Annotated in this window: 23 protein-coding genes; 16 read left to right on the top strand and 7 right to left on the bottom strand. The window is 72.0% G+C overall.

Translation table 11 applies throughout. The features are described 5' to 3' along the window. The first annotated feature begins 132 nt into the window (after positions 1-132). Positions 133-1,140, top strand: a complete 1,008-nt coding sequence (locus ACTMS9_RS12225; RefSeq protein WP_280839394.1) for a LacI family DNA-binding transcriptional regulator — start codon at positions 133-135, stop codon at positions 1,138-1,140. 102 nt (positions 1,141-1,242) lie between these two features. On the opposite strand, the gene ACTMS9_RS12220 is transcribed toward ACTMS9_RS12225, so the two are convergent. From ACTMS9_RS12220 to ACTMS9_RS12210, 3 genes are read right to left on the bottom strand one after another with little or no spacing between them, the layout of a single operon-like run. Next, positions 1,243-1,968 (bottom strand): methyltransferase domain-containing protein, encoded by a 726-nt coding sequence (locus tag ACTMS9_RS12220; RefSeq protein ID WP_441142247.1) that lies wholly within the window; start codon positions 1,966-1,968, stop codon positions 1,243-1,245. Between the two features lie 58 nt (positions 1,969-2,026). Continuing rightward, entirely contained in the window at positions 2,027-2,344 is a 318-nt protein-coding gene (locus ACTMS9_RS12215; protein WP_441142248.1) for a hypothetical protein, read from the bottom strand. A gap of 38 nt (positions 2,345-2,382) precedes the next feature. Next, entirely contained in the window at positions 2,383-4,020 is a 1,638-nt protein-coding gene (locus tag ACTMS9_RS12210; protein WP_441142249.1) for an ABC-F family ATP-binding cassette domain-containing protein, read from the bottom strand. Between the two features lie 88 nt (positions 4,021-4,108). Between ACTMS9_RS12210 and ACTMS9_RS12205 the strand changes: the two genes are divergently transcribed. From ACTMS9_RS12205 to ACTMS9_RS12195, 3 genes are all read left to right on the top strand, one after another. Continuing rightward, a complete protein-coding gene (locus tag ACTMS9_RS12205) occupies positions 4,109-4,879 on the top strand; it encodes an ROK family protein (RefSeq protein ID WP_441142250.1) in 771 nt (256 codons plus the stop codon). An 88-nt stretch (positions 4,880-4,967) separates the two neighbouring features. Beyond that, positions 4,968-5,336: a tetratricopeptide repeat protein gene (locus ACTMS9_RS12200; protein ID WP_280839389.1), complete on the top strand. Its 369-nt coding sequence runs from the start codon at positions 4,968-4,970 to the stop codon at positions 5,334-5,336. Between the two features lie 110 nt (positions 5,337-5,446). Then, complete coding sequence (locus ACTMS9_RS12195) at positions 5,447-5,701, top strand: Smr/MutS family protein (RefSeq protein ID WP_030329768.1); 255 nt, start codon at positions 5,447-5,449, stop codon at positions 5,699-5,701. Between the two features lie 452 nt (positions 5,702-6,153). Here ACTMS9_RS12195 and ACTMS9_RS12190 read toward each other — a convergent pair whose 3' ends face one another. Further along, positions 6,154-6,630 (bottom strand): hypothetical protein, encoded by a 477-nt coding sequence (locus ACTMS9_RS12190; protein WP_441142251.1) that lies wholly within the window; start codon positions 6,628-6,630, stop codon positions 6,154-6,156. A gap of 242 nt (positions 6,631-6,872) precedes the next feature. On the opposite strand from ACTMS9_RS12190, the gene ACTMS9_RS12185 reads away from it, so the two are divergent. After that, positions 6,873-7,217 carry a hypothetical protein gene (locus ACTMS9_RS12185; protein WP_441164932.1) on the top strand — a complete coding sequence of 115 codons (345 nt, stop codon included), beginning with the start codon at positions 6,873-6,875 and terminating at the stop codon, positions 7,215-7,217. Positions 7,218-7,466: 249 nt separating this feature from the next. Here the strand turns inward: ACTMS9_RS12185 and ACTMS9_RS12180 are convergent, their stop codons facing one another. Next, on the bottom strand, positions 7,467-8,801 hold the full coding sequence (locus ACTMS9_RS12180; protein WP_441142253.1) for a low temperature requirement protein A: 1,335 nt from the start codon (positions 8,799-8,801) through the stop codon (positions 7,467-7,469). A 207-nt stretch (positions 8,802-9,008) separates the two neighbouring features. Between ACTMS9_RS12180 and ACTMS9_RS12175 the strand changes: the two genes are divergently transcribed. Continuing rightward, entirely contained in the window at positions 9,009-9,272 is a 264-nt protein-coding gene (locus ACTMS9_RS12175; RefSeq protein WP_441142254.1) for a hypothetical protein, read from the top strand. Continuing rightward, complete coding sequence (locus tag ACTMS9_RS12170) at positions 9,269-9,415, top strand: hypothetical protein (RefSeq protein WP_441142255.1); 147 nt, start codon at positions 9,269-9,271, stop codon at positions 9,413-9,415. Before ACTMS9_RS12175 ends, ACTMS9_RS12170 begins: the two co-directional genes overlap by 4 nt. Before the next feature lie 132 nt (positions 9,416-9,547). Here ACTMS9_RS12170 and ACTMS9_RS12165 read toward each other — a convergent pair whose 3' ends face one another. Next, entirely contained in the window at positions 9,548-10,879 is a 1,332-nt protein-coding gene (locus ACTMS9_RS12165) for a low temperature requirement protein A (RefSeq protein WP_441164931.1), read from the bottom strand. Between the two features lie 379 nt (positions 10,880-11,258). Here ACTMS9_RS12165 and ACTMS9_RS12160 point away from each other — a divergent pair, with 379 nt between their 5' ends. After that, entirely contained in the window at positions 11,259-12,065 is an 807-nt protein-coding gene (locus tag ACTMS9_RS12160) for an alpha/beta fold hydrolase (protein WP_441164930.1), read from the top strand. Between the two features lie 83 nt (positions 12,066-12,148). After that, positions 12,149-13,312, top strand: coding sequence for a PP2C family protein-serine/threonine phosphatase (locus ACTMS9_RS12155; protein WP_441164929.1), 1,164 nt, complete (start codon positions 12,149-12,151; stop codon positions 13,310-13,312). A gap of 81 nt (positions 13,313-13,393) precedes the next feature. On the opposite strand, the gene ACTMS9_RS12150 is transcribed toward ACTMS9_RS12155, so the two are convergent. After that, positions 13,394-15,820, bottom strand: a complete 2,427-nt coding sequence (locus ACTMS9_RS12150; protein WP_441164928.1) for a M28 family peptidase — start codon at positions 15,818-15,820, stop codon at positions 13,394-13,396. Positions 15,821-16,089: 269 nt separating this feature from the next. On the opposite strand from ACTMS9_RS12150, the gene ACTMS9_RS12145 reads away from it, so the two are divergent. From ACTMS9_RS12145 to ACTMS9_RS12115, 7 genes are all read left to right on the top strand, one after another. After that, on the top strand, positions 16,090-17,307 hold the full coding sequence (locus tag ACTMS9_RS12145; RefSeq protein WP_441142260.1) for a PP2C family protein-serine/threonine phosphatase: 1,218 nt from the start codon (positions 16,090-16,092) through the stop codon (positions 17,305-17,307). Continuing rightward, positions 17,304-19,085 carry a sensor histidine kinase gene (locus tag ACTMS9_RS12140; RefSeq protein ID WP_441142261.1) on the top strand — a complete coding sequence of 594 codons (1,782 nt, stop codon included), beginning with the start codon at positions 17,304-17,306 and terminating at the stop codon, positions 19,083-19,085. Before ACTMS9_RS12145 ends, ACTMS9_RS12140 begins: the two co-directional genes overlap by 4 nt. Next, positions 19,082-19,534, top strand: a complete 453-nt coding sequence (locus ACTMS9_RS12135; RefSeq protein ID WP_441142262.1) for a response regulator — start codon at positions 19,082-19,084, stop codon at positions 19,532-19,534. Before ACTMS9_RS12140 ends, ACTMS9_RS12135 begins: the two co-directional genes overlap by 4 nt. Then, positions 19,527-20,336, top strand: coding sequence for an inositol monophosphatase family protein (locus ACTMS9_RS12130; RefSeq protein ID WP_441142263.1), 810 nt, complete (start codon positions 19,527-19,529; stop codon positions 20,334-20,336). Before ACTMS9_RS12135 ends, ACTMS9_RS12130 begins: the two co-directional genes overlap by 8 nt. 392 nt (positions 20,337-20,728) lie before the next feature. After that, positions 20,729-21,742, top strand: coding sequence for a coiled-coil domain-containing protein (locus ACTMS9_RS12125; RefSeq protein ID WP_346538042.1), 1,014 nt, complete (start codon positions 20,729-20,731; stop codon positions 21,740-21,742). 36 nt (positions 21,743-21,778) lie between these two features. Then, positions 21,779-23,332, top strand: coding sequence for a fused MFS/spermidine synthase (locus ACTMS9_RS12120; protein WP_441164927.1), 1,554 nt, complete (start codon positions 21,779-21,781; stop codon positions 23,330-23,332). A 71-nt stretch (positions 23,333-23,403) separates the two neighbouring features. Further along, on the top strand, positions 23,404-25,038 hold the full coding sequence (locus tag ACTMS9_RS12115; RefSeq protein WP_441164926.1) for a serine/threonine-protein kinase: 1,635 nt from the start codon (positions 23,404-23,406) through the stop codon (positions 25,036-25,038). Positions 25,039-25,043: the final 5 nt, after the last annotated feature.

The raw sequence follows: 25,043 nt of genomic DNA, 5'->3' as shown, positions 1-25,043 counted from the left end.
CCTTTCCTTGTCGTACCCGGGGTGACTGCCGTCACCCCGTACCACAGGTTTCTACAACGTTGTAAGCAACGTTGTAAAGAGGGCGGCGCGCGATAGAGTCCGGGGACGACGACCCCGGGGAGGGATGAGATCGTGCGACACAGGCTCAAGGACGTGGCCGAGCGGGCCGGCGTGTCGGTCAAGACGGTCTCGAACGTGGTCAACGGCTACCTGCACGTCCGGCCGGACACCCGGGCCCGGGTCGAGGAGGCGATCGCCGAGCTGAACTACCGGCCCAACCTCTCCGCCCGCAACCTGCGCAAGGGGCGTACGGGCGTGATCGCGCTGGCCGTGCCGGAGCTGGACATCCCGTACTTCGCGGAACTGGCCCGGCACGTCGTCACCGCCGCCGCCGAACGCGGGTGGACCGTGCTGATCGACCAGACCGGCGGTGGGGCCGAGCGCGAGCGGGTCGCCGCCGCCGGCATCGGCGACCACATGATCGACGGTCTGATCCTCAGCCCGCTGGCGCTCACCGCCGAGGACCTCGCCGGCCTCGACGGCACGCCGATGGTGCTGCTCGGCGAGCGGGTGGACCACGGCCCGGCCGACCACGTCGGCATCGACAACGTGGCCGCTGCCCGGGAGATCACCGCCCACCTCGTCGGCCTCGGCCGCCGCCGGATCGCCGCCGTCGGGTCGCAGCGCACCCCCGAGGGCGCCAGCGCCCGGCTGCGCCTGGCCGGCTACGCCGCCGCGCTCGCCGACGCCGGCATCGCCTACGACGAGGCCCTGGTGGCGCCCGCGCCGGCCTGGCACCGCGCGGACGGCGCCGCCGCCGTCCGCCACCTGCTCGCCACCGGGGTACGCCCCGACGCCGTCTTCTGCTTCAACGACACCCTCGCCCTCGGCGCCCTACGCGCCCTGCACGAGGCCGGCCTGCGGGTGCCCGAGGACGTCGCGGTGGCCGGCTTCGACGACATCGAGGACGGCCGCTTCAGCGTGCCCACCCTCACCACCATCGCCCCCGACAAGGAGCGCATCGGCCGCCTCGCGGTCGAGATGCTGGCCGCCCGCGTCGACGGCGACCGCGAGACCCCGCCCCGCGACCTCACCGCCCCCTACCGCCTCACCCCCCGCGAAAGCACCGACTCCCACTGACCCACCCCACCTCTCGCTGGTCTTCGTTGATCATGAGGTTATTGCCCGCCCCGGCGGCGTGTCGCGGCAATAACTTCATGATCAACGGGCGTGGGGCGGGGGTCAGGCGAAGAAGCGGGCCAGGTGGGAGGGGGAGGGTGGGGGCTCGCTGGCCGGGAGGGGGGTGAGGTCGGCGAAGATCGAGGCGCCGTCGCAGCCGGCGTGCAGGGGGTACCAGCGCGGGGTGCCCGGCGGCCGTTGCCCGCAGATGCCCTTGATCGTCTGCACGTCGAGCAGGCGTACGTGGGTCGGGTCGGCCACCGCGTTGACGTGCCCCCACCAGGGGCTCATCACGTGCAGCACGCCGCCCGGACGCAGTACCCGGTGACACTCGTCCACCAGCGGCAGGAAGTCGATCAGGTGCTCCAGGATGTGCACCGCGAAGAAGACGTCGACCGAGTCGTCGGCCAGCGGCAGCGAGCCGGACAGGTCTGCCACGGCGTCCACCCCCGATGCCGGGAAGATGTCCAGCCCCAGGTTGGTCGGGTACTGCTTCTGGCCGCCGCAGCCCAGGTCCACCACCACCGGCTCCCGGCCGCCCACGCCGACCCGGCACCACACGCCGTAGACCCCGGCCAGCCGGCCCACCAGGTCGCGGACCATCCGCAGCTCGGCCGGCTCGGCCACCGCACCGGTCAGGTGGGCGACCCCCCGGTCGAACCGCACGTCCACGGCGAGCCCTCGCAGCCGTTCGTCGTGGCGGACCTGGTCCGCCCAGGCCTCGGCGAGGAATCCGTCGATCGCCCGCAGCCGCTCGGCCGAGGGCGGCGTCTGAGCCAGCGCGACCATGGCCACCTCCCGCCGGCCGTTACCCGCATTGCCGCCCGGTATGCGTGGCCCGCCCGGTTCAGCCGGAAATGGTGCGCCGGGCGGACCGGCCGCCGCCCCGCACCCGCTGGCGTGGCGCCGCGCTCGCCTTCGGCCGCTTGAGGTGGTAGCGGTGCAGCTCGTTGTTGCCGGGCAGCGACGGGTCCTCGCTCATCGCCACCAGCTCCCAGCCCTGGTCGCCGGCCCGGTTCAGGTGGGCCAGCGCGGTGTCGCCGTACGGCGTGACGTCGACCATCGAGCCGTCCGGGCCGTACCAGACGAAGACGACCTCCCAGCCGGTGTCGTTGGTGGCCGCCTGACGTCGCCGCACCAGCAGCGCGTACTCCCACTTGAGCATGGGGTCATTCTCACCCGCCGCGCGCCGGTCGGCACGGATCAATCCTCGGCGATCCGTCCGGCGTCCACCCGCAGCCGCCGGTTGACGCTCACCGCGTCCAGCATCCGCCGGTCGTGGGTCACCAGCAGCAGCGTCCCCGGGTAGTTGGCCAGCGCCGACTCCAGCTGCTCGATCGCCGGCAGGTCCAGGTGGTTGGTCGGCTCGTCGAGCACCAGCAGGTTGACCCCGCGCCCCTGCAACAGCGCCAGCGCCGCCCGGGTCCGCTCGCCGGGGGAGAGGGTCGCCGCCGGCCGCAGCACGTGCTCCGCGCGCAGGCCGAACTTGGCCAGCAGCGTCCGCACGTCCGCCGGGGTCAGCTCGGGTACGGCGGCACCGAACGCGTCCACCAGGGGTTGGTCGCCGAGGAAGAGCCCCCGGGCCTGGTCGACCTCGCCGACCACCACGCCCGGGCCGAGCGCGGCGTGCCCGGCGTCCAGCGGCAGCCGGCCCAGCAGCGCGGCGAGCAGGGTGCTCTTGCCGGAGCCGTTCGCCCCGGTGATCGCCACCCGGTCCGCCCAGTCGATCTGGAGGTCCACCGGGCCGAGGGTGAAGCCGCCCCGGCGGACGACGGCGCCGCGCAGCGAGGCCACCACCGCGCCGGCGCGGGGCGCGGCGGCGATCTCCATCCGCAGCTCCCACTCCCGCCGCGGCTCCTCGACCGCGTCCAGGCGCTCGATCAGCCGCTCGGTCTGCTTCGCCTTCGCCGCCTGCTTCTCGGTCGCCTCGGCCCGGAACTTGCGGCCGATCTTGTCGTTGTCGGTGGCCTTGCGCCGGGCGTTCTTCACGCCCTTCTCCATCCAGGCGCGCTGGGTGCGGGCCCGGGCCTCCAGCGCCGCGCGGGTGTCGGCGTATTCCTCGTAGTCGGCGCGGGCGTGCCGGCGGGCCACCTCCCGCTCCTCCAGGTACGCCGCGTACCCGCCGCCGAAGTGCCGGACCTGCTGCTGGATGAGGTCCAGCTCCAGCACCCGGGTCACCGTCCGGGTCAGGAACTCACGGTCGTGGCTGACCAGCACCGTGCCGGCGCGCAACCCGGTGACGAACCGCTCCAGCCGTTCCAGACCGGCCAGGTCCAGGTCGTTGGTGGGCTCGTCGAGCAGAAAGACGTCGTACCGGCTGAGCAGCAGCGACGCCAGCCCGGCCCGGGCCGCCTGGCCGCCGGAGAGGGCGGTCATCGGGTGGTCCAGGTCGACGGTCAGCCCCAGCTCCGCGGCGACCTGCTCCGCGCGCTCCTCCAGGTCCGCGCCGCCGAGACCGAGCCAGCGCTCCAGCGCGTCCGCGTACGCGTCGTCCGCGCCGGGCCCGCCCGCGGTCAGCGCCTCGGTGGCCGCGTCCAGCGCGGCCTGCGCCGCGGTGACCCCGGTGCGCCGGGCCAGGAAGTCGCGGACGGCCTCGCCCGGCCGGCGCTCGGGCTCCTGCGGCAGGTAGCCGACGGTGGCGGTCGGCGGGTTCAGCGACACGCTGCCCAGCTCCACCGGCAGCAGCCCGGCCAGGGTGCGCAGCAGGGTGGATTTGCCGGCCCCGTTGACCCCGACCAGCCCGACCACGTCGCCGGGGGCGACCACCAGCTCCAGGTCGGAGAAGAGCAGCCGGTCACCGTGCCCGGCGGCGAGGTCCTTGACGATCAGCGTGGCGCTCATGAGGAGCCGAGCGTACCGTCGCCGCCGCGCCCGCCGGATCGGGCGACCCGCAGTACGCGGCCCCGGGACGCGAGGCAGACTCACTCCCGTGGTGACCACACTGGCGATCGACTGCGGCGGTGGCGGGATCAAGGCGAGCGTGCTGGATGGCGCCGGCACGATGCGCGCCCGGCCGCTGCGGGTGCCGACGCCGTACCCCCTGCCGCCGGCACTCTTCGTCAAGACGCTGGTGGAACTCGGCGCCCGGCTGCCCGCGGCGGACCGGGTGACCGTCGGGATGCCCGGCATGATCCGGCACGGCGTGGTGGTGGCCACCCCGCACTACGTGACCCGTTCCGGGCCGCGCAGCCGGGTCGACCCGGACCTGGTCGCCGAGTGGTCCGGGTACGACGTCCGCAGCGCGCTCGGCGACGCCTTCGGGGCGCCGGCGCTGGTGCTCAACGACGCCGAGGTGCACGGGGCCGGGGTGGTCGCCGGTACCGGCTGCGAGCTGGTGCTGACCCTCGGCACCGGGCTGGGCAGCGCGCTGTTCGACGGCGGGCGGCTCGCCCCGCACCTGGAGCTGTCGCACGCGCCGGTGCGCTGGGGCACCACCTACGACACGTACGTCGGGGAGCCGGAGCGGCGCCGGCTCGGCGACGCGTTCTGGTCCCGCCGGATCCGGCAGGTGGTGGAGGGGCTGCGCCCGGTGTTCCGCTGGGACCGGCTCTACCTGGGCGGGGGTAACTCCCGGCTGATCCGACCGGAGCAACTGGCCAGAATGGGCGAGGATGTCGTGGTCGTCCCGAACACGGCCGGAATCGTGGGCGGTGTCCGGGCGTGGGAGCTGGTCGACGGCCGGTACGACCCGGCCCCCTGAGCGATTCCTGCCCAGGAACACTCGCGGCGCGGCCGGTGTTGTGCCAGCGTCGGACGAGAGACGGCTCGACAGGAGGAGGTGGGTCGGGATGGATCTTCTCGCGGAGTACCGGCGGGCGACCATGTTCTTCGAAGCGGGTGATCCGACCGGAGCGGCCCGGCTGCTGGAGCCGATCGTGGAGGCCGAGCCCGGCAACTCCTCGGTACGCCAGCTGCTGGCTCGCGCGTACTTCCAGTCGGCCCAGCTCAACCGGGCCGAGGAGCAGCTGCGCGAGCTGGTCGAGCGGGACCCGAGCGACCACTACGCGCACCACGTGCTGGGCCGCACGCTGGAGCGGCTGAACCGGCACGCCGACGCGCTGCGGCACCTGCGGATCGCCGCGGCGATGCACTCGACCAACGACGACTACGCGACCGCGCTGCGCCGGGTGGAGACCCGGGTCGGGCTCGGTCGCTGACGCACGATCCTCGGGGCGGCCCTGCCAGGCCGCCCCGACGCGTGTCCGCAGGCCGGCCGCGGGCCCGCCTACGATTGCGGGATGGGAGCTGACCTGGCGGTGGGCGCGGCATGAAGCTGAAGCTGGACCTGCACGAGATCTTCAACAAGGGCCACGACATCGACCGGGCGCTGCGCGGGATCATGGACGAGGCGGTGGCGAAGAAGGCCACCCTCGTCGAGATCATCCCCGGCAAGGGCTCCGGGCAGCTCAAGAAGCGGGTGCTGCGGTTCCTCGACCAGAAGGACGTCAAGCAGCTCTACCACCGGGTCGAGAAGGACTCGAAGAACTTCGGCCGGCTCTTCGTGCACTTCCGCTGGAAGTAAAGCCTCGGCTTCCCGACCTTCCACGCCTCCCCAGAACGCAGCCCCTGACCTGCCGAAACGCCTTCCGTCGGTTTCCGGCATCTTCCGCCGTTACTCGCGCTCGGTGTTCCGGATCTGCGCCTTGTGATCATGATGAACTAGCCAGCGTCTGATCATCATTCCGAGGCTCACTGGTCGCCAAGCTTCCGTCCGCCGTTGCGCCGACGGAGCTTGACCCCTTCGTCCCGGCCGCCGATGCGGCGCATCGGCTGCTGCCATCGGTTGCCATCCCGTGCTCCTCAGCACGTGTCGTACTCCGCTTGAGCGTTACACGGTGACTTCAGTTGATGGGTTACACGGACCTTGAGCATGCCGGATACGGACCGTGACGCCGACTGTCCACGACGGCTGGTGTGCCAGGCATCCGCTTCTGCCGAATTGAGTACGGCTGGCATGCCGTTCCTCGGTTGGGGTCAGTCGAGCTGCTCGAAATGGAAATTAGCGTGAAAGACCGCTGACCTGTTCGCGATCTCGACGCCTTCCTGGGTGAAGTCGAACGCGACGTGCAGTACGACGTCGATGTACAGCGAACGGGCCGAACCGAACTCCATGCGGGTGATGTCGACCGGATTATGCCCTCCACCCAGGCAGATGCTCGCATCGATGTAGCCAGCATGCGGGTTGATCGGGAAGTCGAAGGTGCGGCCCGTCAGTGCGGCCAGGTCGTTGCCGGGCAGATCAATGAACTCGCCGACGATGGCCGTCTTGATGATCTCGGGTCCATCAGTGCCGGGGCGGAAGGTCGCAGGATCGAAACGGTCTGCCGCCGAGAACGGCACGAGCGGTACGGTGATCGCCCAGGTACCGGCAGCTGGGCCTGACCGCAGCGGTGAAAGGTAGACGATCCGAGCGGGCTCCAGCCGCAACAGGTCGTCCGACAGTTCGAGCACGACGAGCATGCTAAGCCCGAGTCGGTCGCTCTGCCCTTATGGGCCTGCCGTGATATCAGTTCCGGACTGTGCCAGGCGCCCTGTCATGCCGCGGACAGGTCATCGCAGTGCAAAGACCGAGCGGGCGGGAGGCGGCGGAGGGGGCCCAGCGGGGCGCCGAGTTGTTGACCACCAGACGTCCGTCGGTCACCATGCTGCGCATGCCCCATCAGTCAGCTGAGCCGAGCACCTGCGCAGTCCGGATGCCCGCTCGGCAATGGCGGATCGTCGGCCGCGTCCTCGACAACGTGGTTAACGTCGAGGCCGAGAATGGTGACCCGCACGGTCTCGTAGAGGCCGGAGTCCAGATTCTTCGAGAAGGCTGGCGCCAGACCTCTGGTTGGACTCCTGAAACAACAGGCTCCACCGATCGGCCTCACGACGATCAAGAGGTAACAGTGTCGCTGAATGGTGCGCAATGGACATACGTGATCTCCTGCCTGGACCGGTGGGGCAACGTTGAACGCAGCTCGGGTAAGACCGAACTGCTCCTGATTCGGGAACTCGTGATCAGCCAAGCGGAGGCTTGTCTGCCAGGACAGCTCTGAACTTGGCGTTTCCAACCGTGCATTCACGGATGCACTCATCTGCCGCTGATCGCGCGTCTTGACCAGCGTCGAGGATCGCATGCCCCAGCGATAGGCGGCACACCAGTTACGCACCGTGACAGCCGAGCCCGGAGAGAGCCGGCCAACTGGCACCCTTCGAGTGAAGTCGATGTGTAACGGATCAAGTGGAGCCCGGCATTGCCGGCAGACGGCCGACCGCTTCTCCCGCACACCGCGGGACGTGGCTCCTCAGTGGGGTTTCTCGTCGGGGGCTTCTTCTTCGTGCCAGCGGGCTCGCCAATCGGCCTCGTGCTTCTCGTAGGTGGTCTTCTCCTCGAAGACGGCGCTGAGCAGGGCTTGGCGGGCGTCCGCCATGACCACCATCTCGGTCGCCACCAAGCCGATGCAGATGGCCGTGAGCAGGGCGAGGGCCGCCAGTGCGGGGAGGTGTGTGGCGAGGGGGATGGCGGCCGCGAGTACGAGCACGGTGCCGACGCGGGTCCAGGAGAGCGTGCCGAGGGTGCGCAGTTGGAACAGCATTCCGCCGACGAGGTAGACGATCACCCCGACGAACAGCAGCGGCACGCCGGGGCCGTGCGTCGGCTCGGTCAGGCTGATGGAGCGGTCGGCGACCTGCCGCACGATCTCCTCGGCACCGAGGGCGAACAGGATGATCCCGCCGATCATGACGAGCTGGCAGTACGTGTAGGCGTCCCGCGCCATGGCGACCCGGGCGAGGCCCTGCGCCGCGTGCTGGGCGATCCGGGCGGCCGGAGCGATGACGTCGAAGTGCGTCCACCAGAGGGCGGCGGTGAAGAAGATGCCGAGCACCGCCGCCGCTACCGCCGGCCAGGTGACCGGCTCACCGAGGAGGTTGCCGCCGACGCCGACGGAGATGATCGACTCGCCGAGGGCGATGATGAGGATGAAGTCGTACCGTTCGGTCCAGTGCTCGGCGGAGGTCAACACCCAGCCCCACGCGCCAGCGACCAGGGGGGCGCCGTACTGCAACAGGACGACGGCGATCCAGAGCCCGTCGCGCACCAGGTCGGCCCGCCCCCGGTCGTCGATCTGCGGCGGGATCAGCGCGGCACCCAGCAGCAGGAGGGTGCTCGTCACCAGCTCGGGGGAGTACTTCAGCAACAGGCGGCGCTCGCCGGGACTCTCTCCGGCGACGTGCCAGTACAGCAGCAGGTGCACGCCGCGGAGCACCACGTAGCTCACCGCGAGCACCACCGGTCCGACTGCCCACCGCACCGGGTCACCAAACGCCTGCGGCAGGGACAACGCGAAGCAGAACAGCGCGGCCATCGCGACGACCATCAGCGCCGGGACGAAGCCCACGCCGAGTCGGATCCGGGTCGCGACCACGGTGTGCGTCACCCAGACCCGCCAGAGCACGGCGAGGACCAGCATGGCGTGCAGCAGGCTGTCGGCGGTGATGTTCATCGCGGTGGCCCGGGTGATGATGAAGAACGAGAAGACGAAGACCAGGTCGAAGAAGATCTCGAACCGGTCAACGCGGGCGCCGGGAGCCACCGCGACGGCCGGCCCCAGCCGCTCCGCCCACCGCCTTCCACCCACCGCCCGAGTGTCGCAGCGTGCAACCCCTGTCCGGGCGCGATTCGCCTCAGCCCCGAGGCCGACACCGCGTATCGAACTCCCACCGCAGCACCTTGCCCGTCTCGGAGTCGCGGGCCCTGGCCGCGACGTGCCACCGACCTCGAGAGCGAGCCACGCGTCACGCCGGGTGAGCCGTCCCCAGGTGCCGTTCCACCAGCGTGCGGCCAGGTGGTCGCCGATGCCCTCGTCCGGCACATCGAACTCTTCCCGCCGGTCGACGTGGAGGTTCTCGATGAGACGAACCCGCGCAAGCCGGTGGTTCGCAAGGCGAAGTTGCTGTTCACGAGCGGCCGGGGCAACCCGATCCAGCGAACCGGGTGGGCGTACCCATGGAAGAAGGCCGTGGAAGCGGTCGACGGGGTACCGGAGGGGTTCGGCTATCACGGTCTGCGCCACTTCGCCACGCTGTTGATCCAGGCGGGGCGAGCGTGAAGACGGTTCAGATGGCGCTGGGGCATGCGACGCCGATCATCACTTTGAACACGTACGCGGGGGAGTGGCCGGAGGCGATCGACCGGACGCGGAACCTGGTCGACGCGGCCCTATCTGGCGCTCGGCTGGCGGTGGCCCGGTGACGGGCCGAGTTGTGCCCGATCTGTTCCCGCGATCTTGAGCTGGCGGTGAGTCCCAGGTCAACGCGCTGGTCTGCTCCGATTCGCACATTTCCGCTGGAAGTAGGAGACCCGGCTACGTCGGGACATGGCCTCTCACCGGGGTTTTTCGTCCGGGGCTCCCTCGTGCCAGCGGGCCCGCCAGTCGGCCTCGTGCTTCTCGTAGGTGGTCTTCTCCTCGAAGACCGCCTTGTGCAGGGCTCGGCGGGCGTCCGCCATGACCACCATCTCGATCGCCACCAACGCGAGGCAGATGGCCGTCAGCAGGCTGAGCGCCGCCATTGCGGGGAGGTGTGTGGCGAGGGGGATGGCGGCCGCGAGTACGAGCACGGTGCCGACGCGGGTCCAGGAGAGCGTGCCGAGGGCGCGCAGTTGGAACAGCATCCCGCCGCAGAGGTAGCAGATCACCCCGCCGAACAGCAGCGGCACACCCGGGCCGTGCGTCGGCTCGGCGAGGTTGATCGAGCCGTCCGCGATCTGCCCCACGATCTCCTCTGCTCCGAGGGCGAACAGCATGATCCCGCCGATCATGACGAGCTGGCAGTACGCGTAGACATCCCGCGCCATGGCGACCCGCAAGCGCCCCTGCGCCGCGTGCTGCGCGATCCGGGCGGCCGGAGCGATCATGTCGAAGTGCGTCCACCACAGGGCGGCGGTGAAGAAGATGCCGAGCACCGCGGCGGTGACGCCCCGCCAGGTGACCGGCTCACCGAGCAGGTTGCCGCCGATACCGACGGAGATGATCGACTCGCCCAGGGCGATGATGAGGATGAAGTCGTACCGTTCGGTCCAGTGCTCGGCGGAGGTCAGCACCCAGCCCCACGCGTTGGCGACCAGGCCGGCGCCGTACTGCAACAGGACGACGGCGATCCAGAGCCCGTCGCGCACCAGGTCGGCCCACCCCGGGTCGTCGATCAACGGCGGGATGAACGCGGCACCCAGCAGCAGGAGGGTGCTCGTCACCAGCTCGGGGGAGTACTTCAGCAACAGGCGGCGCTCGCCGGGTCTCTCCCTGGCGACGTGCCAGTACAGCAGCAGGTGCACGCCGCGGAGCACCACGTAGCTCACCGCGAGCACCACCGGCCCGACAGCCCACCGCACCGGGGTACCAAACGCCTGCGGCAGGGACAACGCGAAGCAGAACAGCGCGGCCATCGCGACGACCATCAGCGCCGGGACGAAGCCCACGCCGAGCCGGACCCGGGTCGCGACCACCGTGTGCACCACCCAGACCCACCACAGCACGGCGAGGACCAGCATGCCGTGCAGCAGGCTGTCGCCGGTGATGTCCACCGCGGTGGCCCGGGTGATGATGAAGAACGAGAACACGAAGACCAGGTCGAAGAAGACCTCAAACCGGTCGACGCGGGTGCCAGGGGCCACCGCGACGGCGGGTCCCATCCGCTCCCACCACCGGTAGCCACCCACTGAGCGAGTCTTGCAGCGCGCGTGCCCTGTCCGGGCGTGATTCACGTCAGCCCGAGGCGGATACCGCGTGAGCCGAACAGTCGGCGGCCGAGCCTCAGCCCGGCGGCGCGCCTGGTTCAAGATCATGCTGTTTCCAGGCGGTCGAACGGGAGCCAGCAGTGACTGTCGTTGACCATCCATGCCGGGCGTTGCAGCAGGTCAGGGGCGCGGTTGTCCGCTTTGATCAACTACGCCTCCGGCCGGATCATCCCCGGGCTCCGGTGGGCGCCGAACGTCCTCGGCCGCCGTCTCGCCGACGCTTGGACCCCCTCGTCCCGAATGCGTTTGCCCAGGTGAGCGGGCACTTGGTCCCACGGTGCGGGTGATGGAGGATAGGTGAATGCGCGTGCGGAACCGCAACAACGTGAGGTTGGCCGGTCGTGAGGGCGGTCCCACCGTCGTGCTCGCGCACGGCTTCGGCTGCGACCAGCACATGTGGCGCCACGTAACTGCCGAAATCGGACAATGGGCCCAGGTAGTGCTGTTCGATCACGTCGGATCGGGCAAGGCCGACCCGGCGGCCTGGGACGCCGACCGGTACGCCTCCCTGGACGGCTACGCCGATGACGTGCTGAGCATCTGCCAGGACCTGGACCTTCAGCAGCCGATCTTCGTCGGACACTCGGTCAGTTCGAGCATCGGAGTCCTCGCGACAAACCGCGAACCGGACCTTTTCTCCGCACTCGTCCTGGTCACCCCGTCGCCGTGCTACATCGATGACGGAGACTACCGAGGCGGTTTCACCCGCGATGACATCGACGAGTTGCTCGAGTCGCTCGACAGCAACTACCTCGGCTGGTCGTCGAGCATGGCCCCCCTGATCATGGGCAATCCGGAGCGGCCGGAGCTGGGTGAAGAGCTGACGGCAAGTTTCTGCCGGACAGACCCCGCGATGGCGCAGGTGTTCGCCCGCGCCACGTTCCTGTCCGACAACCGCGCCGACCTCGCCGCAGTGAAGGTTCCCACCCTGATCCTGCAATGCGCCCAGGACGCCATCGCGCCGCCTGAGGTCGGCGCGTTCGTGCACGCGCAGATCGCCGGAAGTCGGCTGGTCACCCTGGACGCGACCGGGCACTGCCCCCAGTTGAGCGCGCCGGAGGCCACGACCGCAGCGATCACGTCGTTCATCAGGGCCGCTTACCGATGACCGCCGCTGCCGGGCGTGATCCTTCCGGCCAAGGTCCGAGCGATGACGGGAGCGCCCGGCCGAGCGAGGCGGGGTTTCCTTCGTTGCTCGAGGACAACCTCGAAGACCTGTACGAGAATGCGCCCTGCGGGAACCTGTCCACCCTCCTGGACGGCACCATTGCGAAGATCAACAGCACCCTGCTGGCATGGCTCGGCTACACCCGCGAGGAACTCGTCGGCCGGCGCCGCTTCAGCGACCTGCTCACCGGCGGGGGCCGCATCTATCACGAAACCCACTTCGCACCCATGCTGGCCATGCAGGGCGAGATCCGCGGCATCGCCCTGGACCTTCGCACCAAGGACGGCTCCCGCATGCCGGTCCTCGTCACCTCCGTCGTCAAGGCCGGCAGCGAAGGCCAACCCCAACTCATCCGCACGGCCGTCTTCGATGCCAGCGAACGTCGCAGCTACGAACGAGAGCTCCTCGACGCCCGCAGAGCCGCGGAGCGCGAGGACCAACGGCTACGGCAGCTCGTCGGCAAACTGCAACGAAGTCTGCTCCCCGCCGTGCTGCAAACCCCGCCCGGACTGGAGAGCGCCGCGTACTACCGGATGGCCTCCACCGACGAGGTCGGCGGCGACTTCTACGACCTGTTCCCCCTCGCCGACGGCCGCTGGGGATTCTTTCTCGGCGACGTCAGCGGCAAAGGCGTCGAAGCGGCCGCCGTGACCGCTCTGGCCCGCTACACGTTGCGCGCCGCAACCGTCTACACCCCCGACCCCGCCGCCGCGCTGCACAACCTCAACACCGTGCTCTGGCAGGAATACCGCGAGGACGCGCGCTACTGCACCGTCGTCTGCGGCATCCTCACCCCCACACCGGCCGTCGGCGGGTTCACCGCGGTCATCGCCAGCGGCGGACACCCCGAACCACTGCTGCTACGGGCCGACGGTTCCGCCAACTACCAATGCACGAAGGGCCGCATCGTGGGGGCCTTCCCGACCTCCCAATACACCAACACCACGGTCGTCGCGAATCCCGGCGACACGTTGCTCCTCTACAGCGACGGACTCACCGAGGCCCGTACCGGCAGCAGCGAGACCCCCGACGGCCGTTACGGAACCGCAGCCCTCGCCCGATTCGCCGCCGATCTCGCCCCCACCAACGCCGCTGACGCCGTCGCCGCCGTCACCGATCTGCTCGGTACCTTCGGCGCCGGGCTCACCGACGACACCGCCGTCATGGCCATCAGCGCCCCACGATGACGGCGACCGGGCGCCCTGCCTGAATCGTTGGTGACATCAGCTCCACAGGGCCCGACCGGCACACCCGACCCCGCCGGTCCGCTACAGCGGATACGTGCGGGCCACCGCCAGCATCTCCGAGCTGTGCGAGCCGACCACGCCGACGTCCGCCGGGCGGGGCCGGAAGCCCGGCAGCCCGTCGAGACCGTCGCTGGCGTCCATCGCCCGCAGCAGCACGTGGCCGCCGCGCGGCTCCAGGGTGAGGGTGACCTCGATCCCCTCCGGCGGCGGCGCGTGGAACACGATGCCCCACCAGCGGCCGTCCGGCTGCCGCTTGTCGATCTTCACCGGCCGGCCGGCCACCGTCGCCGCCTCGATGCCCGTGCCGCCCGTCCCGGCGGTCTCCACGTGCAACGTGGCCAGCCGGACCGGCCGCTGGGGCACCAGGCGCAGGCGCAGGGTGCGCTGCCGGCCGACGGTGGTGTCGGCCAGGACCTCCAGCTTCGGTGCCGGCAGGTTCGCCGCCGGGGCGGGCCCGGCGCGCAGCTCGGCGTCACCGAGACCGGGGAAGTCCTCGACCTTCGCCACCCCGTCCACGTAGCCGTCGGTCCAGGGCTGCGGGTCCTCCTCGTGGCTGAGCCACCGGGCCTGGCCGGTGCCGGCGTCCAGGGCGTACATCAGGTGGGTGGGCGCCGGGTGCGCGGCGTCGAAGCGGTCCACCCGTAGCCCGACCCCGGCGAGCACCACCGCCGCGAGCCCGGCGGCGACGGCCGGCAGCGCGCCCAGCCGGCGGGCGCGCAGCGCGACCATCCCGCGCTGGCCGCCGGCGGCCGGGTGCAGCAGATCCACCACCGGCAGTGCGGCCAGGCCGAGCAACACCGCGAAGAGCGCCGCGACGCCGCCCATCGCCATGCCCAGCGCCGGGAAGAGCAGCACCACCGTCGGCAGCAGGATCACCACGGCGACCGCGCCGGCCAGGGTCACCGCCAGCACCGGCCACGGGCCGTCGATCCGGCTGGCCAGGGCGATCAGGCCGGCGGCCGCGCCGGCCAGGGCCGGCAGGGTCGCCAGGTACGCCCCGCCGGGCACCAGCGCGGCCAGCAGCACCCCGAGCAGGGCCAGCCAGCCCAGCGCGCCGATCGCCAGCGCGGCCGGGCCGGCCCAGCGACGGGTCAGCGCGTACCAGGCGGCGAGGATCGCGGCGGCGAGCGCCACCACGGCCAGCCGGTACCAGGTCGGCCGGTACGGGTCGAGCAGCTCGGCGTAGCCGGGACGCAGCGCGGTGATCGCGGCCCAGAGCAGCTGGGCGGCGAGCGGCGCCACGACGATGGGCACCAGGGTCAGCCCGAAGCCGGCGGCGAGTCGGCCGGTGGTCACCCGCCCCCGTCGCCGGGCCAGCCAGGCCAGCGCCAGCACCGCCGCCACGGCCAGCGCGGCCAGCGGCCAGGTCAGCCAGCCGGGGTAGCGGACCAGCCCGCCGGGGACCGGGAAGTAGGTGGCGTCGTGGCCGGAGCGCAGGCCCGTCAGGTCGGCACGGCCGAACTCCCGGGCCAGCCCGAGGGCGTTGTCCCCGTGCTGCTGGAGGCTGCCCCGGTCCATCGCCGCCGGGGTGTCCAGCGGGGTGTGGTAGATCGCGCCCCCGTCGATGTACGCCGAGTTCAACCCGACGAAGTCGGCGTCCAGGAACGCGGTGAAGTCGGTGTCGTTCGGCAGCGCCCGGTAGATCTCCACCGCGAACGAGGTGCCCACCGGGTGCGGGGCGGCGCGACCGAAGACGTCGACCAGCCGCGCGTTGTTCCGGGAGGTCTCGAACATGATCACCGGACCGGTGGCCCCCCGCGCCTCCATGTTGAGCACCACCCCGCCGTCCGCGGCCAGCGGGTGGCTCGACGCGAACGCCTGCGCCCCGCACAGGCACGCCTCCTCGGCATCGGTGAGCACGAAGACGATGTCGTTGCGCGGGCGGGGACCGTTGGTCAGCGCCCGGGCGACCTCCAGGATGGTCGAGGTCCCGGCCCCGTCGTCGTTGCCGCCCGGCCCGGACTGCACCGAGTCGTAGTGCGCCACCAGGAAGACCCGTCCGGTGGAGGCGGTCCCGGGCAGCCGGGCCACCACGTTGCGTACCCGGGCCAGGGTGGCGCCGCCCGCGGCCCCGCTGAGCTGCCCCGCCTCGTCAGCGACGGTGTCCTGCACCTCGGTCTCCAGCCCGAGGCCGCGCAGCGCGCCGACCAGGTGCTCGCGTACCTGATCGTTGGCCGGGCTGCCGGCGACGTGCGGGCGGGCCGCGACGGTCTGCACCGTCCGGTACGCCCGGGCGGCACTGAACTCGCCGGCCGGCGCGTCCGCCGGACGCGGCGCCGGGGTGCGCAGGTCGACCAGGACGGCGGCACCGACCGCGAGCAGCGCGACCAGCGCGGCGACGGCGGCGAGCGCCCTACGGCGCGGCCGGGCGAGCGCCCGGTCGGCGGCGCGGACCACGGGGGTACGCCCGGCGGACTCCTCGGCGGCGGGAACTGCGGGTGCGCCCACGGCGGGCTCCTCGGGGTGGGGCGAAGGGTGAGGATCATCCTGCACCGCGCCGGGGGTGAGCCGCGACACCCCGGGGCCTCCGGTAACGCTCCTTCCCGCCCGACCGCTGTCCGTGTGACGGCCTTGCCCGGGTACGCCCGTGCCGACACGGCCATGTTGTGTGCGACCGTTGTCTAATACAGGATCAGCGGGGCACTCGGAAGGAGCCCGACATCACCAGCGAACTCCCGCGTCTCGCGGCGGTGACCCGGCCGCACCGGGGGCCCGGCATGGCCGGTCCCTCCGTGGCGCCGTACCCGCAGGGGGGCCTCGGGCGGAACCCCAACCTGCCGCCCGGCGAGCGGCTGCGGGTTCTGCTGGTCGAGGACGACGAGGGCGACGCCTTCCTGGTGAGTGAGCTGCTCGCCGAGACCAACTCGATGATCGACCTGCTGGTCGCCACCAGCCTCAGCGAGGCCCGGCAGCGGGTGGCCGGCGTCGACTGCGTGCTGCTCGACCTCGGGCTGCCCGACGCCCAGGGCCTGGACGGCCTGCGCAAGGTGCTGGAGATGTCCAGCGGCGCGGCGGTCTGCGTGCTGACCGGCCGTTCCGACGAGCACCTGGGCATCGTCGCGGTCGCCGAGGGCGCCCAGGACTACCTGGTCAAGGGGCAGGTCGACGGCGTCCTGCTGACCCGCGCGCTGCGCTACGCGGTGGAACGCAAGCGGGCCGACGAGAACGCCCGGCGGCTGCGCGAGGTCGAGCTGCGTCAGGCCGAGTCCGCCCGCCTGGAGCGCGGCCTGCTGCCCCAGCCGCTGATGAGCACCGACGAGGTGTCGGTGCACACCTTCTACCGTCCCGGCCGGCACGCCGCCCTGATCGGCGGGGACTTCTTCGACGTGGTGCAGACCCGGCCCGACCGGGTCGACCTGATCGTCGGCGACGTCTGCGGGCACGGTGTGGACGAGGCTGCGCTCGGCGTCGAGCTGCGGGTCGCCTGGCGGGCGCTGATCCTGGCCGGGGTCGCCGACGACGACGTGCTGCCCGCCCTGGAACAGGTGCTGATGAGCGAGCGCCGCCTTCAGGAGATCTTCGCCACCGTCGCCACGGTCCGGCTGGACCTGGCCGGCAACCGGGCCACCGTCCGGCTGGCCGGGCACCCGCCGCCGCTGCTGCTCTCCGGAGGCAAGGTCGCGCCGGTCCCGGCGCGTGGTGGCCTGCTCCTCGGGGTACGACCTCGCCGACCCGTAGCGTTCGACCTGGAGTTCGACACCGATGACTGGTCCCTGTTGATGTACACCGACGGCCTGATCGAGGGACGGGTGGGCGACGGCGACGACCGGTTGGACGTGCCGGGGCTGGTTGGCCTGCTGGAGGAGCCGGCCAACCAGGCGGTGCCGCTGGCCGAGCTGCCGGCCTGGCTGGTCGGCCGGGCCGAGCAGATCAACGGTGGTCCGCTCGCCGACGACGTCGCCATGCTGCTGGTCACCCGCGGCGGTGGCCGGTGAACTCGTACCGCCCCGAGTGGACGCTGCGCCGCCGGGTGAGCCTGCTGCTCACCGTGGTCGTGGTGCTGCTGCTCGGGCTCGCCGCGGCCGAGGCCGCGCTGGCCACCAAGACCCGGCAGAACATGGACGCGGTGCTGGTGAAGACCGGCCCGCTGCGGGTGCAGGGCCAGGAACTGCTCAACGCCCTGCTCGACCAGGAGACCGCCGTCCGGGGGTACGCGGTCAGCGCCGACCGCGCCGACCTCGCCCCGTACGACAGCGGCCTCCGGCAGGAGCGGGAGACCGTCAGCAAGATGAACGCGCTGATCGGTGACTATCCGGATATCCAGCGGGCGTTGGCGGTGGTGGAGCAGCAGGCGGCCGACTGGCGCAGCGCCGTCGCCCAGCCGGTGATCACCACGACCGAGCGGGACGGCACGGCGGCCGCCCAGGCGCTCATCACCGACCAGGCACGGCAGCAGTTCGAGCAGATCCGCGCCTCGGCCGGCGTGCTCCAGGCCGAGATCCTCGACGAGCGGCAGCGCACGGCGGACAAGGTCTACCAGAGCAGCAACATCCTGGTGGTCCTGCTGATCGTCGCGGCGGTGGTGGTGGCGGTGGCCGGCTCGGTGCTGCTGCTGTCGCTGGACCGGATGGTGATCAAGCCGCTGACCGGGCTGGCCGAGCAGATACGGGAGGTCGCCGAGGGCGACTACCAGCACCGCATCGCCGGGTCCGGCCCGCCGGAGTTCCAACAGCTCGCCGGCGACGTGGACGCGATGCGGCAGAAGATCGCCCGGGAACTCGCCGAGGTGCGCGAGGCGCGCGAGAGCATCGAGTGGGTCAACAGCCAGCTGCAGAAGCAGGCCGAGGAGCTGACCCGCTCCAACCGCGACCTGGAGCAGTTCGCGTACGTGGCCTCGCACGACCTCCAGGAGCCGCTGCGCAAGGTGGCGAGCTTCTGCCAGCTGCTCCAGCGCCGCTATGCCGGCCAGCTCGACGAGCGGGCCGACCAGTACATCGCCTTCGCCGTCGACGGCGCGCAGCGGATGCAGCGCCTGATCAACGACCTGCTGGCCTTCTCCCGGATCGGCCGGCTCACCACCGGCTTCACCGAGGTCGACCTCGACAAGGTGATGGGCGACGTGGCCGGGCAGACCGAGGCCGCCCGCCAGTACGCCGACGCCGAGCTGACCTGGGACGAGATGCCGGTGATCCGCGGCGAGGAACCGCTGCTGACCAACCTGCTGGCCAACCTCGTCAGCAACTCGATCAAGTTCCGCCGCCCGGACGTCACGCCGAAGGTGCACGTCTCCGCCCGGCTCGTCGACGACGAGTGGGAGATCACCTGCCAGGACAACGGCATCGGGATCGAGCCGGAGTTCGCCGACAAGATCTTCGTGATCTTCCAGCGGCTGCACGCCAAGGACGCGTACCCCGGCACCGGCATCGGCCTGGCGATCGTCAAGAAGATCGTGGAGTACCACGGTGGCCGGGTCTGGGTGGACACCGACACCGACGAGGGCACCGCGATCCGCTTCACCCTGCCGGCGCTGCCCGAGGACGTCGAGGCGGCCCGGGCGGCGGCGGAGGCCGAGGCGGTCACCGGCGAGGAGCCGGCCGGCGCGGAACCGGCCGGGGACGACCCGGCCCTGGCGGCCGACGCCGACGCCGACGGTGAGCCGGAGACCTCCGCGCCGACCGTGGGCCGGCAGCCGGACGGCCCGGCGGGCGCAGACGCGCCCGAGGCGGCGCCGGAGCACGGTACAACGGGTGGCATGAAGGAGACGGTGAGATGACCGCGCCAGCGGACGGCAAGAGCCCAATCGAGGTCCTGCTGGTCGAGGACGACCCGGGTGACGTGTTGATGACCCAGGAGGCGTTCGAGGAGCACAAGCTGCGCAACCGGCTCACCGTTGTCTCCGACGGCGCCGAGGCGCTGGCCTACCTGCGCCGCGAGGGCCAGTACGGCGACGCGATCGCGCCGGACCTGATCCTGCTCGACCTGAACCTGCCCCGCCGGGACGGCCGCGAGGTGCTGGAGGAGATCAAGGAGGACGAGCAGCTCCGCCGCATCCCGGTCGTGGTGCTCACCACCTCCCAGGCCGACGAGGACATCCTGCGCAGCTACCAGCTGCACGCCAACGCCTACGTGACCAAGCCGGTCGACTTCGAGCGCTTCATCTCGGTGGTCCGGCAGATCGACGAGTTCTTCGTCAGCGTGGTCAAGCTCCCGCCGCGTGGCTGACCGGCTGCGGGACGACGTCGGCGAGCTGCTGCGGGAGACCGCGGCCGAGGTCGTCCTGCCCCTGTTCCGCCGGCTGGACGACGCCGACGTCGCCGAGAAGGCCCCCGGTGACCTGGTCACGGTGGCCGACCGGCGGGCGGAGGAGAAGATCTCCGCCGCGCTGCGCCGGCTGCGGCCCGGTTCGGTCGTCGTCGGCGAGGAGGCGGTCGCCGACGATCCGTCCCTGCTGCGCCACCTGCGCGGCGACGGCGACGTCTGGGTGGTCGACCCGGTCGACGGCACCGGCAACTTCGCCGCCGGCCGCCGCCCGTTCGCGCTGATGGTCGCGCTGCTCACCGACGGCGAGCTGGCCGCCGCCTGGGTGCTCGACCCGCTCGCGGAGACGCTGGCGGTGGCCGTCGCCGGGGAGGGCACCCTGCTCGACGGCCGGCCGGTGCGCACCGCCGACGGCGTACCGCCGCTCGGCGCGTTGCGCGGCACCGCGATGACCCGGTTCCTGCCGCCGGAGACCCGGCGGACCGCTGAGGCGGGCGGGGCGCGGATCGGCGAACTGCTCGTCGGGCAGCACTGCGCCGGGCGGGAGTACCTCGACCTGCTCACCGGCGACCAGCAGTTCGTGCTCTTCTGGCGGACCCTGCCCTGGGACCACGCCCCCGGGGTGCTGCTGGTGCGGGAAGCCGGCGGGGTGGCCCGCCGGTTCGACGGCGCCGAGTACCACCCGGCCGACGACGACAAGGGGCTGCTGGTCGCGGCCGACGAGCGGACCTGGCACGAGGTCCGCAACGCCCTCCTCGGCGGCTGACCCACCCCTCCGACGCGCTTTGCGGCGTGTCGGCGTGTCGGGGCTGCTGGATGCCGCGACACGCCGCAATCGGAGTGGATCACGCCGATCCCTCGGACGGAGGCGCGCGGTTTGCGGCGTGTCGGGCTGTCAGGGCGGCTGGATGCCGCGACTCGCCGCGAACGGAGTGGATCACGCCGGTGCGGACGAGGTCGGCCGGGCTGTCGCGGCGCTGCGCGACCACGTCGGGACGCTGCGTCGACGATCTATGCCCTCGGCGGTCGCGGGCCTGGTCAACCGGCCTGGGTCCGGTATCGTGTCCGGCGGTCGCCGCCCGCAGGCCCGTCCTTTCGGAGCCCGGCGGGGCCGCCGCCGCGCCGCCGTCCCCCTGGCGGCCGAGGAAGGACACTGTCGTGCCGAGGACCAGCCTCACCAGGCCGGCTGCCCGCCGGCCGCTGATCGTGCTGCTCGCCGTCGTGGCGCTGCTGCTCGGCGCCGGCGTCGCGCCGGCCGCCGCGGAGCCGAACGAGGGTGGCACCACCAAGCTCCGTGAGGCGTTGGAGGCCGCCGCCAAGGGCCACATCGAGGCCAAGGCGAAGCTGGACAACTCCAAGCGTCGCCAGGCCGCCCTGACCGGCGAGCTGAGGACGGTCGAGGGGCGGCTGGTCGGGCTGAACGCCCAGGTCGGCGAGGTCGCCGCGCAGTCGTACCGGCTGGGTCGGTTGAGCACCGCCTCGGCGCTGCTCAACAGCGCCAGCCCGCAGGCGCTGCTGCAACGCGCCGCCGAACTGGACGTGATGGGCCAGCGGGACGCCAAGCGGCTGCGCGAGCTGACCGAGGCCAAGCAGGCCGCCGCGCAGGCCAAGGCGGCCATCGACAACGAGGTGCGCGAGCAGCAGAAGCAGCTCGCCGCGCTGGCCAAGCGGAAGCGGGACGCCGAGCGGGCGCTCGCCACGGTCAGCTCCGGCACGAGTTCCGGCTTCAGCGGCAGCTCGCGGTCGGCGAGTCCGGCGCCGCGCAACTCGGACGGGTCCTGGCCGTCGGAGTCCTGCTCGGCCAACGACCCGACCACCGACGGCTGCATCACCCCGCGCACCCTGCACGCCCTGCGGCAGGCCCAGGCCGCCGGGTACAAGCGGTACGTCTCCTGCTTCCGCAGCGGCGGCGGCGGTGAGCACCCGAAGGGGCGGGCCTGCGACTTCGCCGCCGCCACCGGCGGGTTCGAGGACCGCACGGCCACCGGCGGGGACAAGGCGTACGGCGACAGCCTGGCCAACTACTTCAAGAACAACGCCAGCCGGCTCGGCGTGCTCTACGTGATCTGGTACCGGCAGATCTGGATGCCGAACACGGGTTGGCGGTCGTACAGCGGCTCCGGCAGCCCGGCCGCCGACCACACAAACCATGTTCATCTTTCGATGTACTGACCCGGAGCGCCAGGAACGCTGCGTACCATCGCGACGGTGAGCAGCTCATCGTCCGACGTCGTGGTCAACCCGGCACCCGGCGCGCCGGTCACCGCCCGCGCGCTGCCCAACGGGCTCGCCGCGTTCCTGGTCTTTCTCTCCAGCGGTGCCGTGCTGGTGCTGGAGACGGTCTCGCTCCGCCTGGTGGGCCCGTACGTCGGGGTGACCCTCCAGGTCACCAGCTCGGTGATCGGCATCGCGCTGGCCGCCATCGCGTACGGGGCGTGGACGGGCGGTTGGCTGGCCGACCGGCGGGACCCACGCGGCCTGCTGGCCCCGGCGCTGGTGCTGGCCGGCATCGCCACGGCGGTCACCCTGCCGGTGGTCCGGTACGCCGGTGAGGTGCTGCGCGGCGGCGCGGCCAGCGCCATCCTGCTGCTCACCGCGCTCGCGGTCTTCGTCCCGGCGGCCCTGCTCGCGGCGGTCACCCCGCTGGTGGTGAAGCTCCAACTGGCCGACCTGCGCCGCACCGGGCAGGTGGTCGGGCGGCTCTCCGGCATCGGCACGCTGGGCGGCATCACCGCCACCCTGGTCACCGGCTTCGTGCTGGTGGCGGCGCTGCCCAGCACGGTCATCCTGATCGCACTGGCGGTGCTGCTCGGGGTCACCGGCCTCGCGCTCGGGTTCCACCTGCGCCGGCAGGAGGGCGGCGGGCTGCCCGGCGCGGCCCGGACCAAGGCCACCCTCGCGGTGCTCGGACTGCTCGGGGCGGGGCTCAGCGCGGTCGCCCCGAACCCGTGCGACGTGGAGACGGCGTACCACTGCGCGCGGGTGGCCGACGACCCGTCCCGCGCCAGTGGGCGGGTGCTCTACCTCAACTCCGCCGAGCACTCGTACGTGGACCTGGCCGACCCCACCTACCTGGAGTACGCGTACACGCGGTGGATCGGCGCGGCGGCGGACGTGGTCGCGCCGGCGGGGCGGCGGCTGGACGCGCTGCACCTGGGCGGGGGCGGCTTCACCATGCCGCGCTACCTGAGCGCCACCCGCCCCGGCACCGACAACGTGGTCTTCGAGATCGACGGTGAGCTGGTCGAGCTGGACCGGCGGCTGCTGGGCGTACGGCCGGGGCCGGGGCTGCGCGCGGTGGTGGGTGACGCCCGGATGCTGGTCGGCGGCGAGCCCACCGACAGCCGCGACTTCGTGGTCGGGGACGCCTTCGGCCATCTGGTGGTGCCCTGGCACCTGGCGACCCGGGAGATGGCCGCCGAGGTCCGCCGGGTGCTCCGGCCCGGCGGGATGTACGTCCAGAACGTCATCGACTATCCGCCGGGCCGCTTCATCCGCAGCGAGCTGGCCACGGTCGCCGCCGAGTTCCGGCACGTCGCGCTGGTCGCCCCGGCCGCCGCGATCGCCGGTCAGCAGGGTTCCAACTTCCTCATCGTCGCCTCGGACGCGCCGCTGCCGGTGGACGCGCTCACCCAGCGGCTGGGCCGCCTCGACACGGTGCCGGACCTGCTGGCCGGCGGGGAGCTGGCCGCCTTCGTCGACGACGCGCTGGTCCTGACCGACGACTACGCGCCGGTGGACCAACTGCTCGCGACAGCCTGATCGGGTGAATCCGCTGACCGATTACGACCAGCGAGGTGTAGCGGGATCGTTCCCGGGCAACACGTCCGACCATGGGTGGTGGAATCCGGAACGGCGCGCAGCTGCTGGGTGAGCGGTACCGGTTGATCGAGCAGCTCGGCGCCGGCGGCATGTCAGTGGTGTGGCGTGGCTACGACGAGGTGCTGGGTCGACAGGTCGCGGTGAAGGTGCTCGCTTCCCGGCTGGCCAGCGACAGGGCCTTCCGGCACCGGATCCGGGTCGAGGCCCAGGCCGCCGCGCGGCTCTGCCACCCCAACATCACCAACGTGTACGACTACGGCGAGTCCGAGCAGGTCGGCCTGACCGTGCCGTACGTCGTGATGGAGCTGGTCGACGGCGCCCCGCTGACCGTGCGGCTCGGCCGGGACGGGAAGTTGGCCTGGCGCGAGGCGGTCACCATCGCCGCCGAGGTCACCTCGGCGCTGGCCACCGCGCACGCCCGGGGCGTGGTCCACCGGGACGTCACCCCCGGCAACGTCATGCTGACCCCGAACGGGGTGAAGGTCGTCGACTTCGGCATCTCCGCGCTGGTGGGGGAGAGCGAGAAGGGCCCGGACGGCGCCCTGCTGGGCACCCCCGCCTACCTGGCGCCGGAGCGGCTGGACAACGGCCAGGTCTCCCCGGCCACGGACGTGTACGCCGTCGGGCTGCTGCTCTACCGGATGCTGACCGGCCGGCTGCCGTGGGAGGCCAGCACCACCACCGAGATGCTGCGGGCGCACATGTACAACGACCCGGAGCCGATGCCGGAGGTGCCGGGGCTGCCCACCGAGGTGGCCGAGCTGGCGCACCGCTGCCTGGCCAAGCGGCCGGAGGACCGGCCGACCACCGCCGAGCTGGCCCGTACCCTGGCCGAGGCGGCCGGGATGATCGCGGCCGTGCCGGTCTCCCCGGCGCCCGGCACGCTCGACCCGGCGTTGCTGGCCAGCGCCGGCACCACGATCCTGCCCTGGTCGGCCGACACCGACGCGCTGCCCTTCTCCGGTCGGACCCGCAGCCGCCGGGCGGCGACCCGGCGGCGTCGGGTGGAGGCCGGGGTGGCCGCCGCCGGCCTGGTCGCGGTCACCGCGGCGATGTGGGGGATGACCTCGAAGACCCCGGCCAGCGGTGGCGTCGACCAGCCCACCGATGCGCGGATGGGCCTGGAGCAGCCGAGCCCCTGCGAGGTCGAGTACGCGCTGCGCAGCGACTCCGGCAAGGACTTCGCCGCCCAGCTCACCCTCACCAACACCGGTACCCGCGAGCTGCGGGACTGGACGATGAGCTTCGCCTTCCCCGGCCAGCAGACGCTCACCGCGCCCGGCCCGACGGTGCGGCAGGAGGGCCGGACGGTCCGGGTGGGCCCGGTCGCCGGTCGGGAGTCGTTGGCGCCCGGGGCCTCCGAGAAGATCGCGCTGTCCGGCCGGTACGCCGGCGGCAACCCGCTGCCGCTGGAGTTCAAGCTCGGCGAGAACGCCTGCGGCGTCCGGGTCTCCGGGGTGGCCGGGGCGATGCCGACCACCGTTCCGACCCCGAAGGCGCCGCCGCCGAAGGCGACGAAGAAGCCGCCGGCGAAGACCACGGTCAAGTCCTCGGGCGGCGGTGGGTCCGGCACGTCGAAGGCGAAGTCCGGCACCTCCGGCAAGGGCAAGGGGTCGGGTGACAGCAAGGGAAAAGGCGGCCGGTAGCGACG

This window comes from Micromonospora sp. L31 (assembly GCF_052068075.1).
Lineage (GTDB): Bacteria > Actinomycetota > Actinomycetes > Mycobacteriales > Micromonosporaceae > Micromonospora > Micromonospora purpureochromogenes.
This window is presented reverse-complemented; position numbering and strand designations above follow the sequence as displayed.

What these genes read in the sequence shown, in the direction of transcription:
- ACTMS9_RS12220 (WP_441142247.1), bottom strand. Translation starts at nt 1,968, where the DNA reads ATGGTCGCGCTGGCTCAGACGCCGCCCTCGGCCGAGCGGCTGCGGGCG.
- ACTMS9_RS12215 (WP_441142248.1), bottom strand. Translation starts at nt 2,344, where the DNA reads ATGCTCAAGTGGGAGTACGCGCTGCTGGTGCGGCGACGTCAGGCGGCC.
- ACTMS9_RS12210 (WP_441142249.1), bottom strand. Translation starts at nt 4,020, where the DNA reads ATGAGCGCCACGCTGATCGTCAAGGACCTCGCCGCCGGGCACGGTGAC.
- ACTMS9_RS12200 (WP_280839389.1), top strand. Translation starts at nt 4,968, where the DNA reads ATGGATCTTCTCGCGGAGTACCGGCGGGCGACCATGTTCTTCGAAGCG.
- ACTMS9_RS12195 (WP_030329768.1), top strand. Translation starts at nt 5,447, where the DNA reads ATGAAGCTGAAGCTGGACCTGCACGAGATCTTCAACAAGGGCCACGAC.
- ACTMS9_RS12185 (WP_441164932.1), top strand. Translation starts at nt 6,873, where the DNA reads ATGCCCGCTCGGCAATGGCGGATCGTCGGCCGCGTCCTCGACAACGTG.
- ACTMS9_RS12160 (WP_441164930.1), top strand. Translation starts at nt 11,259, where the DNA reads ATGCGCGTGCGGAACCGCAACAACGTGAGGTTGGCCGGTCGTGAGGGC.
- ACTMS9_RS12145 (WP_441142260.1), top strand. Translation starts at nt 16,090, where the DNA reads ATGGCCGGTCCCTCCGTGGCGCCGTACCCGCAGGGGGGCCTCGGGCGG.
- ACTMS9_RS12135 (WP_441142262.1), top strand. Translation starts at nt 19,082, where the DNA reads ATGACCGCGCCAGCGGACGGCAAGAGCCCAATCGAGGTCCTGCTGGTC.
- ACTMS9_RS12115 (WP_441164926.1), top strand. Translation starts at nt 23,404, where the DNA reads ATGGGTGGTGGAATCCGGAACGGCGCGCAGCTGCTGGGTGAGCGGTAC.